This is a genomic window from Streptomyces blattellae, from assembly GCF_009709555.1.
GTDB lineage: Bacteria > Actinomycetota > Actinomycetes > Streptomycetales > Streptomycetaceae > Streptomyces > Streptomyces blattellae.
Genome location: NZ_WJBG01000241.1, coordinates 1 through 11,554, shown reverse-complemented (window position 1 = coordinate 11,554; position 11,554 = coordinate 1). Strand labels below are relative to the sequence as shown.

The window sequence follows — 11,554 nt, the reverse complement described above, 5'->3', positions numbered from 1 at the left end:
TGTCGCGGTACGACGAGATGTGCATGAGTGCGTACGGGTAGATGTGTAGGTCTGTGTGCACGTGTCGGTCGCGTCAGTGAGGTGTCTCGGCCAGGCTCGGCGGCGTTGATGGCGTCGGTTGTGCTGCGGGGTGCCGGATGGTTCTGGATGCGGAACGCTGGCTGGAGTTGCGTCGGTGGCGTGGTCTGCTGGAGGCCGGGGCGACACTGGCGGAGATCGCCCGGGAGACCGGTCTGGACTGGCGGACGGTGAAGAAGTACCTGGCCGACGGTGTGGAGGACGGGCCGCCGAAGGCGGCCGCGCGGCCGGTACGTCAGAAGGCTCAGATGGTCCGTCAGTTCGCTGCGGTCATCGATGCGATGCTCCGGGCCGAGCTGCTGATCAAAGGCACGGTGGTGCACGAGCGGCTGGTGGCCGAGTACGGCTTCACCGGCAGCTACCAGCGCGTCAAGCTGTACTTGCAGGAGGCCCGCCCCCGGATCGCGGCCGAGCTGGGCATGTCCGTGGACGAGATGCGACGGCTGCACCGCCGCTTCGAAGTGATCCCAGGCAGCCAGGCTCAGGTCGACTGGGGCGACGAGGGCAAGGTCCTCGCCCACATGGGCATCGAGAAGGTCTACTCCTTCCACATGACCTTGTCGTACTCCCGCGACCCGTTCTGCTGCTTCACCACCAGTCAGGACATCGAGACCTTCTTCGCCTGCCACCGGGCCGCGTTCGCGCACTTCGGCGGGGTGCCCGCGACGATCGTCTACGACCGCACCAAGACCGTGGTCCGTCGCCACGTCGCGCCGGGCAAGGCAGTCCCCCTGCATCCGGAGGCCGTTGCCTTCGCCGGGCACTACGACTTCGAACCGGACGTGCTGGCCGCCTACCGGCCCACCGGCAAGGGCCGGGTGGAGCGGCAAGTGCGGATCGTGCGCGACCACGTGCTGGCCGGCCGCTCCTTCTCCTCGATCGAAGAACTGGACGCCGCGTTCCTGGCCTGGGTGCCGCTGCGCCGCGCCCGGGTGCACGCCACCCACGGCGAGATCATCGGCTTCCGCGCCCGCCGCGACCACGCCGCCCTCAAGCCGCTGCCGGCCACCGACTACCTGCCCGCCCACCGAGAGTGGCGCCACGTCGGCAAGGACTGCCTGGTCTCCTTCAACGGCAGCCTGTACTCGGTGCCCGCCCGCAAGGTCGCTTTCCGCCAGCTCGTCGAGGTCCGCGCCACCGCAGACAGTGTCACCCTTCACGCCGTCGGCCCGGACGGGCTCAAACGCGACCTCCTCGCCGAGCACCCCCGCGCCTGCCGTCCCCGCCAGCGCGTCGTTGACGAGGCGCACTGGGACGGCCTGCCCGACGGCCACACCCGCGCCGTCACCATCAGCCACGAAGACTCCGAGCCGGCGGGCGGCACCGTCGTGCCCCTGCACCGCTCCGCTCCCACCCCGGTCACAGGCCCTTTGCAGGCGCTGCTGACCCGCAACGCTGCCGCGGCTGTCGCGGTCGAGCGCCGCCCGCTCTCACTCTACGAACAACTCGCCCACGCCCACCCCGCCCCATCTCCCGCCCGTCTGCGAGCCGTTGAGGAAGACCGTTGAACGAACTGGTCACCACCCGCATCCGTGCCACCGCCCAGCGGCTCGGCCTGACTCACCTGCCCGAACAGCTCGACGCCTTCGCCCGCCGCGCCGAGGAAGCCTCCATGGGCTACCTCGACTTCCTCGACCTGGTCCTCGACGAGGAGGCCGCCCACCGCGACGAGCGCCGCTTCCGCAGCGCGCTGCGGCTGTCCAAGCTGCCGCACCACAAGACGCTGGACGACTTCGACTTTTCCTTCCAGCCTGAGCTCGACCCCCGCCGGGTCAAAGACCTCGCCTCGCTGTCCTTCGTGGAGGACAAGGGCAACGCCGCCCTGCTCGGCCCACCCGGGGTGGGCAAGACGCATATCGCAGTCGCCCTCGCGGTCGCCGCCTGCCGAGCCGGGTTCTCCGTCTACTTCACGACGCTGGACGACATGGTCCGCAAGCTCAAGAGCGCCGACACCATCGGCCGCCTCGCCGGCACCCTGCGCACCTACACCCGCCCGAACGTTTTGGTCGTGGACGAGATCGGCTACCAGCCCCTGGACCGCGCCGAGGCCAACCTGGTCTTCCAGCTGATCTCGAAGCGCTACGAGAAGGGCTCGATCATCCTCACCTCGAACAAGAGCTTCGGAGAATGGGGACAGGTGTTCGGAGATGAGGTACTGGCAACAGCCATCCTTGACCGGCTCCTTCACCACTGCGAGGTCATCACGATCAACGGCTCCAGCTACCGGCTCCGCAACCGCCTCGCCGCCCTCCAGGAGAACGAGCAGGTGGCCTGACCCGGTACGGCCAGAACGACACGTCTACGCGTACCCCTCACGACATACAAAGGGGTACGCGGACACCTGCTCGGCATGCGGGACCAACTGCTCACCGCTATCGGCGGGCAGCCGGGACGGATGATGACGTTCTGCGAGCTGGCGGACTCGACCAGCGTGCCTGCCGTTGGCCGGGCGAACATCGTCCGGCTGCTCTGGCAGCGCGAGCTCGGCGTTGACCTGGGCAGTCCTTTGCGGGACAGCTCGCTGATCTGGGCGGTGTGATGGCAGCCAGGGGCTTCTTGCAGATCGCACCGGGCAGGCGGGTCGCGCTCAACGGCGTCGAGTGGACGATCGAAGCCGTCCACGGTCAGTACGGCCGGCTCGTCCTCACGGACGACGACGGCCGCGCGGAGACCCGCTCGTTCCGCTGGCTCATCAACCATCCCGACCTGCGGCTCCTGCCGAAGGCCGAAGCGTCGGGGCCCCCGTCGCCAGTCGCTCAGCAGCCGAGGACCCTGGCTGACCTGACAAAGGACCAGCTGGAGCGGGCCCGGCTGCGGGCTGCGCACGTGCTGGAAGCCGAGACGGGGTTCCGGGAGGGCCACCCGGCTCGGGCCCTGCCGGGTGAGCCCCGGCCTGCCTACGACCCGGACCGCACGACGCTGACCGAGCGCCGCCGCTCGAAGGCTGCGGAGATGGAGGCGTTGCCCCGTCCGGAGGCGGTCCGGCTCGGCCTGCAGCACCTCAGCTACCGGACACTGATGCGTCTGTCGGGACTGTCGGGCGACAGTCTCCTGCTGGCCTGCGCGGACGGGCGCTGGACACGGCGACGCAGCGGGCACCGCAGCATCACCGAGGAGGTCCGGGAGGCGATCTTCGCGGTCAAGTCCGAGTGCCGCGAACGCGCCGGCCTGAGCCTGGCTGCCAGGCACCGGTTGATGCACCAGTACATGCGCGAGCGGTTCCCGGCCTTCCCGACCGAGAAGATCCCTTCCCGCTGGACGTTCGCGACGGTCTGGGAGGAGTGGTTCGGGCCCGGTGGGGCCCGGCCTCGTTACGGGCGGACGGCTGAGGCCGCTGCGGAGGCCGGGGTCTCCGGCCGGGTGGTGGTCCATCGGCCGGGCCAGGTTCTGGTGCTGGACTCGACTCCGATGCCGGTGAAGCTGCGCGAGACCGTCTTCGGTGATGCGGTCACCTCGACGCTCACCCTCGCGCTCGATCTCTACACGCACGGGCTGCCGGCCTTCCGGCTGACGCTGCAGTCCGACACCTCGGTCGATGTCGCGATGCTGCTGCGGGACGTGATGCTGCCGCTTCCGATGCGGGACGGGTGGGGCGAGGACATGGAGTGGCCCTACGCCGGGGTTCCGGCCGACGTGATCGCCGAGTTCACCGGGCACCGGGTCGCCGCCCTGCCGTTTTTCGCCCCGGAGACGGTCACCACCGACCACGGCGGCCCCTACAAGAACCACGACCTGGTGGAGGCCGAACGGGAGATCGGCTGCCGGATCCTTCCTGCCCGCGTCCTGCGCCAGACCGACAAGTTCGCGGTCGAGCGCCAGTTCCTCACCGTCCAGACCATGCTCTTCGAACACCTGCTGGGTTTCACCGGCGGTGACGTCGCGGACCGCGGGGCCGACCCGGAACGCGATGCGAGCCTCACGCTCGCACAGGCCGAGCACATCATCGCGACCTGGATCGTCCAGATCTGGCAGAACCGCAAACTCGGCGAATACGCCCCGAGTTGGGCACCGGGCGAGGATCACAGCCCCAACACGCTGTTCGCCGCGGCGATGGAACAGGGCGGCTTCGACCTGGACTTCCCCGAACCGAGCCTCTACTACAAGGTCCTGCGCAAGCACCACGTGAAGATCCATCCGCGTCGCGGCGTGAAGATCCTCGGGCTTTGGTATCACGACCCGATCCTCGACGAGCCGCGGTTCCAGCAGCCCTCCGCCCGAGGCGGCAAGCACGCGCGCCAATGGGTGGTCCGCAGCGACCGAAGGGACCGCCGACAGGTGTTCCTCCAGGACCACGCCGACCATGAGACCTGGCACATCCTGCGCTGGCGAGGGCTGCCGCCCGACGGCGAGATCCCCGCCTTCTCGGACAAGACCGCAGGCGCCCTTCTGGCGCACGTGAAGGCGAACAACATCAGGATCCACTCCGAGAGCGAACTCCTGGAGCACCTGCTGGGGATCCTCGGCTCGGTCACCCCCGTTGACCAGTGGCCCAGCCAGACCAAGAAGAAGGCCGGAAAGAAGCGGCGCGTCGCCCAGGCCCGCGAGATCACCCGAGCACAGGCCGCTGCGGCCGACCGCCCCGCCGCACCGGCACCCGCAAACGAGCAGGTCCCGGCGGAGATGCCCGTGGCCTGGGCCGAGCACGCCCGCACCATCGACCACGTCGTCGACGCCGACCGGCGCCGACGACGCGAAGAAGCACTCGCCGGCACCAGGCCCGTCGCTCCGGCAACCCTGCACGCAGCCCTGAACCGGCGCCGCATGTTCCGGCTTCCGCCTCCCGACGGCTCGGAAGCCGCCACAACGGTCCGGGAGGACGACACGTGACCCAAGCTCTCTCTCACGACGATTCGGTGGAGGGCCTGCCTTCACGAGCCAGGATCGCCGAGTTGATCCTGGGCAGCTGCCCGTCCCTCGACACCTACGCCGGCTGGCAGCACTACCGCACCCACTGCGATCTCCTCGTCCCTGCCTCCGTCATCTCGCCGAAGCAGTGGTCAATGCTTCCCGAGAGCCGCCAGTACGACTACGACCTTTACCGAGAGCTGACGAACGCGAACCTCCCACTGCAGGACACCCCCATGCACGACAAGGTCGGCAGGCTGATCCGGCGCCGGTTGAGCGGCAACACGAGGAAGAAGAACGACCCGACCCGCGCCGGCGTCATGATCAGCGGCTGGGGCAACTACGGCAAAACCGCGTCTGTCATCTCAGCCGGAGCCGTCCGGTAGTTGTCAAGTCAAATGAGACGTTCGCGGTGCTATGAACCTTGTGGTTCGGGTTGCCTGCGTTTCGCCGGGTCGTTGATCCAGACCTGGCCGGGTATCGCGGGTGGCCTCGGGCGGCGGGCGAAGCGTTCGGGGTGGCGTTCGTATGCGTCGGCGAGAGCGGCGGCCCGCTGGTCGCGGACCTCCTCTGCAGTGCCGAAGTGGACGGAGGCGGGGGTGTGCAGGCCGATCCCGGAGTGTCTGTGGTCGTGGTTGTAGTAGGTGATGAAGGCGTCCATCCACTCCCGGGCATGGGCCAGTGAATCGAACCGTTCCGGGTAGTCGGCAGCGTACTTCGTGGTCCTGAACTGGCTTTCCGAGTACGGGTTGTCGTTGCTGACCCTGGGGCGCGAGTGACTCCTGGTGATGCCGAGGTCGATCAGCAGTTGGGACACCTTCTTGCTGGTCATCGAGGTGCCGCGGTCCGCGTGCACCGTCTCGGGCACGATGCCGTTGCGCTCGATCGTCTCGCGGATCAATTCCTCGGCCCGCTCAGCCGTTTCGGCCCGCTCGACGGTGTGGCCGACGATGTAGCGGCTGAAGATGTCGATGATGACGTAGGCGTGGTACCAGATGCCCTTGCCCGGGCCGGGCAGCTTCGTGATGTCCCAGGTGAAGACCTGCGAGGGGCCGGTCGCCGTCAGCTCGGGGATCGTCCTGGCCGGGTGGGTGGCCTGGCGGCGGCGTTCGCCGTTCTGCCCGGCGGCGGACAGAATCCGGTACATCGTCCGCTCCGAGCACCAGTAGTTCCCCGCGTCCAGCTCACGCGCCCAGACCTGCGCGGGCGGCAGGTCGGCGTACTCCGGCCGGTTCAACAGCGCCAGGATCTCTGCCCGTTCGGCCGGCGAGAGGGCCGAAGCGGGCGTGGGTCTTGGGGACGGTGCGGACTTCGGCCTGGGGTTGATGTGACGGTAGTGGGTGGCGCGTGAGCGCCCGGTCAGCCGGCAGGCCGCTGTGGTCCCCAACTGGCCCCGGACACCCGCGAACGCTTCGTCGATCACGGGCGCGGCGGCGTGCTTCAGTCCGCGCTCTCGGAGAGCAGTTCCAAGCTTGAGATTTATCCAACTCAAGATCCACTTTGGCTTGGTTCCGGGATTCCCCGGACAGCAGGGCGGCCTTCGCGCGATCGTGTCTTCTCGCTGAAGTCGACACCGATCGCCCGAAGGCCGTAGAGGTGAGTCTGCTGCACGAACACGCCGACGTCGAGACGCTGTCTGCATTGTCCCGGTTCCGTGATCGGTTCTACGGCTGCCTGGATGCCCGGGCGGACGCGCTGTTCGAGCTGGCGGATGCCGCGATCTGCGCCGAGGGGCCTGTGACCTCCCTGGTCGAGTTGTCGCTCGCGCCCGTGTTCCGCCGGGGTCATGGAGCCTTGTATGACGCGCTTGCCGAGGGCGCCATCGACGAGGAGCGGCTGCGGGACCTGTTGGCCGACCAACTGCCGCCCGACGCCCCGTTGATCTTCGGCATCGACGCCACGACCTTCCCGAGGCCGAACGCCGAGTGCTCGCCCGACCGGGGCCTGCACTACGCGCCGTGCCGGTGCGATGGCGACCGGAAGGTCGTGCCGGGCTGGGAGTTCCAGTGGGTGACGGGCCTGGAGTGGGGCAGCTCGTCCTGGACGCTGCCGGTCGACGCCCGCCGCATAGCGGAGGGGTCCTGCCCGGTGACCTCGACCGCCGACCAGATCCGCGACCTGGCCGGACGGCTGGGCAGGCAGACGTTGGCGGGGCGACCGGCACCGCTGTTCGTGCTGGACCAGGGGTATGCGGCCACTGCACTGACCCACGCCCTGGGGGACCTGGAGGTCCAGACGCTCGTGCGGATCGCCGGCGACCGCGTCTACTACGACGGCCGGCCTGGCCCCCGTAAGCCCGGCCCTGGCCGCAACGGCGTGCACGGCCAGCGCTTCGAGCTCGCCGCGAAGGTGAACCTGCGCCGCCCGGACCAGATGCTGATCGTGCCCGACACAGCCAACTACGGGCGGGTCGAGGTCCGCGCCTGGCACCACATGCACCAGAAGGTGCAGCGTGCGGGCTACTTCGCCCGTCTGGGGGCCGAGCTGTTCGCCCGGCTGCCGATCATCGAGGGCACCGTCATCGAGGTGCGGGTCGAACGGCTGCCTGACGGCCGCAGCCCGCACCGCACCCTGTGGCTGTGGCACTCCGGCCCCCAAGCTCCCGACCTGGACGTGTGCTGGCGGGCCTACCTGCGCCGCTTCGACATGGAGCACACCTTCAAGCTGATGAAGTCCCAGCTCGGCTGGACCGCCGCCCGGCTACGGCACCCCGAGCAGGCAGTCCGTTGGACCTGGCTGCTGATCGCCGCCTATGTCCAACTCCGCCTCGCCCGCGACCTGGCCACCGACCTGCGCCGACCATGGGAGCGACGGCCCCGACCGGGCAAGCCGCTCACGCCCTACCGGGTCCGCCGCGCATTTCGACACGTGCGTGATCGCCTGGGGACCCCGGCCCGTCTGCCGAAAACCAGCCACCCCGGCCCCGGACGCCCACCGGGCAGCAAGAACACCCCAGCTCCACGCCACCGACTCGGATCCGAACTTCGCAAAACAGGCACACCAGCGATCAAGGCACGCAAGAAGAAGGGTTAAATCTCAAGCCAAGAGCGCGTTGGCTTTTCCCATGACTTCCAGGGCCGCGTCCCGGCGGGCCAGGTCCTTCTCCAGCCGTGCGACCTTCTTGCGCAGCCGTTCCAGCTCGGCCTGCTCGGTCGCCTTCTTCGGCCGCACCGCCGATGTCCGCCGGTCGACCAGGGCATCCAGCGCGCCGGCCTCCCGGGCTTGGCGCCACTCGATCACGTGCGAGTGGTACAGCCGCTCACGCCGCAGGATCGCACCCTTCTCCCCGGCCGGGGCGGCGTCGTACTCGGCAACGATCCGCAGCTTGTACTCCGCGGAAAACGTCCGCCGCTTCGGCTTCGGCGCCGGATCGTCACCGGCGGGTATAGGGGTGGTGCTGGCCATGCTGAAGGGATCTCCTGTCTCGCCCATCCAGACTAACCCGATAAACCGGGTGTCTCAGCCGAGGCTGTCAGAGAGGGGTCTTCGAAGACCAGTGGCTGGAACTGCACAGCCACCTCAACCCTGGGGCTGTTCCGGGCACTCGGGACCTTCATGCGCCAGTCGTCTATGTCTCGACCCCGGTGACCGCGACCCCGAAGAGCCTTTGCGCATCGATCCTGGCCTTCTTCCGCGCCCAGACCCGCAAGTCGGCCACGCTGCCGGAACTGGTACGGCAGGTCGCCGACTCCCTCCATGACCACGGCGTCAAAGCGCTGATCCTGGACGACATCAGCCGGCTGCGGATGCACAGAGCCGACGATCAGGACGTCCTCGACCTGATGCGGGCCTTCATGAGCCTGGACGTCACCCTGATCCTGACCGGCGTCAACATCCCCGGCACTGGGCTGCTTCGCGAGGCCACGTGGAACAAGAAGACCCGGCAGTGGGAAATGCCGCCGCTGGAGTCGACCCGCATCCACGGCTTGGAGATCACCCAGACCGAGCACCGCTTCGAGCTCATCGAGATCGACCGCTTCCGCTACACCACCCCGGAGCAGATCCAGGGCTTCGTCGATCATCTGGAGGGAATCGAGCAGCACCTGCGGCTTTTCAACGCGAAGGCGGGCATGCTCACTGCCGGCGCCATGCCGGAGTACCTGATGCGTCGCACCGGCGGTGTCATCGGCTTGCTGGGACGCCTGCTCGAAGATGGTGCTCAAGAGGCCATGGAGTCCGGGAAGGAACTGATCGACGAGAGCCTGCTGGACGAGATCGTGCTCCGACGGGATGCGCCCGAACAGGCACCGGACGAGCCCGTGATCCCGGCCGACCCTCCGACCGCTGACAAGACCCCCAAGCCGGCGAAGCGCCCCCGGAACACTGTCTTCGATGACGCCGGCCCGGCTGCCCGCGCAGGCGTCTGACGGGTGAAGCCACGATGCATCCACTGCCCCGGAGCCTCGAACCCCTGTCCGGAGAGTCCCTGGTCAGCTACATGCTGCGACTTGGGCACCGTCTCGGCCTCTCGCCTCTCCACCTGATTCGCGCGGCGGACTGGATCAAGGACGGCGCCAACCCAAATCACTTCCCCGGCAGTCTGCTGCTGGACCTTCCCAGTCCTCAGATCGACGCATTCGCCCGGCTCACGGGACAGACGGCCAGGGAAGTCTCCGCGCTGACGCTGGCGCAGTGGCGTGACCGCTACCCGCCGATCACCCGGTCCCTGTCCGCCCCAGGACGCTTGATGAGGCCAGACGCATGGCTCTACGTCGGCTCGCCCCGCTTCTGCCCTTCCTGCCTGGCGGGCGACGGCACTGATGTTCAGCAACGGCACAGCGGGCCCTGGCTCAAGCTCTGGCACCTGCCCATCGTCTTCGCCTGCACCGAGCATCAGACTTATCTGGAGGCCGAATGCCCGCACTGCGGTCAGCCGCACGACGCGCAAGGACCTCTCATCCAACGGGCCAACGACCACACGCTGCATCCAGCGCAATGCCGGTGGACGGTCAACGCGCAGACGCCGAGGAGGAAGTCTTTCGCCTGCGCCGGCAGACTCGACCACCTCACCGACTCTGGGCGCGACCGGCCACAACCGACTGCCGACATCCTCCGCTTCCAGAAGGTACGCATTCAGAAGGAATGGGCCTGATCGGTGACGGTCGGTGAGAGTGGCTGGTCAGGTGGTCTGTGCGATGGGTGGCATCCAGAGTTTGCCGGTGAAGGCGCGGTGGATGGCCTCGAAGGTGGTCAGGCCGTGCTTGCGGGCGGAGTCGAGGTAGGAGCGCACGGCGAGCCAGGCCGTCGCGCCCGTGTCGGACTGATGGCAGCCGGAGATCTTCAGCTGGGTCTTGACCGGACGCAGGGCCCGTTCGCCGCAGTTGTTGGTGAACGGCACGTGCCGGGGATCGTCGGCGAAGCGCAGGACGTCGTGGGCCTGATCGCGAAGCCGGGTCAGGAGGTTGTGGGCCGGGCTCTGCTTCCGGCCCGGCACTTTGGGATGGAGACTGAGCCCGACCTTGATGCCCTGGTGGAACGCTTCGCAGTGCAGCAGGAGCGCACCGGGGGTGATCTCGGCGGTCTCCTGGTTCCGGACGCGTACGGCCTGGGTGTTCAGTCCGGCCAGGGCCCAGCGGATCTGCTGGTGCCACTTCTGGTCGGGAAAGTCCTCTTCGGCGGCGGTCAGTTCGCGGATCAGGTGGGCTCCGCACAGCTGATGGGTGCAGGAGTCGTAGCCGGCATACAGGGACAGTGAGTCGTGGACCAGGACGCCCCGGTAGTGCGGGAGCACCTTGCCGGCATCTGCTCCGGCGCGCGAGCGCGGGGCGAGGTGGAGCAGGGTGAGGAAGTCGGTGCAGGCCACGTGGAGCCAGCGCCGGGTGGTGCCGATGCGGGTGGTGGTCTCATCCGCGTGGAGCACGTGTCCCATGATCAGCAGGGCACGGATCAGGTTCAGACAGTCCTCGACCAGGCCGGCGGCCTCGGGGAGCAGAGAGGCGACCCAGCCGGTGGAGACCTCGGCCCCGGTCACGTCCCGGATCAGGATCGTGGTCCGCTCGACGGGGATGTGCTGGAAGACCAGCAGGTAGACGGCCAGGGCACGCAGGTTGGGGCCATAGGAGGAGGGCGATCGGGCGACCTGGCCGGGCATCGGCGAGGCGGTCACCGTCCCGCACGCGCACCGGCAGCGATGGGCCCGGTGCTCGGTCACCTTCACCGTGGTCAGCGGGATGTCACGGACCTGACGGCGCTCGAAGCCGATGCTGTCGTCCTCGCCCAGCGCCCGGCCGCACCCGGTGCAGGCCGCTGGAAGGTGGTCCTCGGTGACATCGGGATCAGCGACCATGCACAGCCCAGATCCGTCGGCACCCGGCTGGCGTCCCCGCTTGCGGCCGCTCTTCGGTACCGGCTTCTTCTCCGGCCGACCGAAGGTGTCCGAGGACGGTGGCATCGAGGAGTTCCCCGAGTTCCGGCCAAGCCGCCGCTCCAGCTCTGCCACCCGCGCCGTCAACCGCTCATTCGCCGCGGCCAGCTCCTCGTTCTGTCGCTGGAGCAGCCCGATCACCGTGAGGAGGTCCTCACGCGACGCAGACTCCCACCCCGACGACATGACCACGGATCCTGCCGCACCCACCCGCAACCTGTCACATCGTCAGACAGCGAAGCCGATCACGACCTGCTGAATGCTTAC

The 11,554-nt window shown here is 68.4% G+C and carries 11 protein-coding genes; 8 read left to right on the top strand and 3 right to left on the bottom strand.

Features of this window, described 5'->3' with window-relative positions:
• Positions 1-137: 137 nt before the first annotated feature.
• The 5 genes from istA (at position 138) to GFH49_RS35440 (ending at position 5,309) form a co-directional block, all read left to right on the top strand.
• Entirely contained in the window at positions 138-1,586 is a 1,449-nt protein-coding gene (gene istA, locus GFH49_RS35460; RefSeq protein WP_155055341.1) for an IS21 family transposase, read from the top strand.
• Positions 1,583-2,353 carry an IS21-like element helper ATPase IstB gene (gene istB, locus GFH49_RS35455; protein WP_155055342.1) on the top strand — a complete coding sequence of 257 codons (771 nt, stop codon included), beginning with the start codon at positions 1,583-1,585 and terminating at the stop codon, positions 2,351-2,353. The genes istA and istB overlap by 4 nt, the downstream gene beginning before the upstream one ends.
• A 75-nt stretch (positions 2,354-2,428) precedes the next feature.
• Entirely contained in the window at positions 2,429-2,617 is a 189-nt protein-coding gene (locus GFH49_RS35450; RefSeq protein WP_230396684.1) for a hypothetical protein, read from the top strand.
• Positions 2,617-4,905, top strand: coding sequence for a transposase (locus tag GFH49_RS35445; protein ID WP_155060159.1), 2,289 nt, complete (start codon positions 2,617-2,619; stop codon positions 4,903-4,905). The genes GFH49_RS35450 and GFH49_RS35445 overlap by 1 nt, the downstream gene beginning before the upstream one ends.
• Positions 4,902-5,309: a hypothetical protein gene (locus GFH49_RS35440; protein WP_230396683.1), complete on the top strand. Its 408-nt coding sequence runs from the start codon at positions 4,902-4,904 to the stop codon at positions 5,307-5,309. Before GFH49_RS35445 ends, GFH49_RS35440 begins: the two co-directional genes overlap by 4 nt.
• Before the next feature lie 29 nt (positions 5,310-5,338).
• On the opposite strand, the gene GFH49_RS35435 is transcribed toward GFH49_RS35440, so the two are convergent.
• The gene (locus GFH49_RS35435) at positions 5,339-6,346 is read right to left on the bottom strand and encodes an IS3 family transposase (protein ID WP_196218238.1); all 1,008 of its coding nucleotides are present in this window, start codon (positions 6,344-6,346) and stop codon (positions 5,339-5,341) included.
• Positions 6,347-6,519: 173 nt separating this feature from the next.
• On the opposite strand from GFH49_RS35435, the gene GFH49_RS35430 reads away from it, so the two are divergent.
• Complete coding sequence (locus GFH49_RS35430; RefSeq protein ID WP_155060157.1) at positions 6,520-7,956, top strand: NF041680 family putative transposase; 1,437 nt, start codon at positions 6,520-6,522, stop codon at positions 7,954-7,956.
• 3 nt (positions 7,957-7,959) lie between these two features.
• Here GFH49_RS35430 and GFH49_RS39595 read toward each other — a convergent pair whose 3' ends face one another.
• A complete protein-coding gene (locus GFH49_RS39595) occupies positions 7,960-8,328 on the bottom strand; it encodes a transposase (RefSeq protein WP_196218237.1) in 369 nt (122 codons plus the stop codon).
• Between the two features lie 95 nt (positions 8,329-8,423).
• On the opposite strand from GFH49_RS39595, the gene GFH49_RS35420 reads away from it, so the two are divergent.
• Positions 8,424-9,290 (top strand): TniB family NTP-binding protein, encoded by an 867-nt coding sequence (locus GFH49_RS35420; RefSeq protein WP_328288316.1) that lies wholly within the window; start codon positions 8,424-8,426, stop codon positions 9,288-9,290.
• A 14-nt stretch (positions 9,291-9,304) separates the two neighbouring features.
• Positions 9,305-10,015, top strand: a complete 711-nt coding sequence (locus GFH49_RS35415; protein WP_155060156.1) for a TniQ family protein — start codon at positions 9,305-9,307, stop codon at positions 10,013-10,015.
• A 27-nt stretch (positions 10,016-10,042) separates the two neighbouring features.
• Here the strand turns inward: GFH49_RS35415 and tnpC are convergent, their stop codons facing one another.
• Positions 10,043-11,473 (bottom strand): IS66 family transposase, encoded by a 1,431-nt coding sequence (tnpC, locus tag GFH49_RS35410; RefSeq protein WP_155054304.1) that lies wholly within the window; start codon positions 11,471-11,473, stop codon positions 10,043-10,045.
• Between the last annotated feature and the right edge of the window lie 81 nt (positions 11,474-11,554).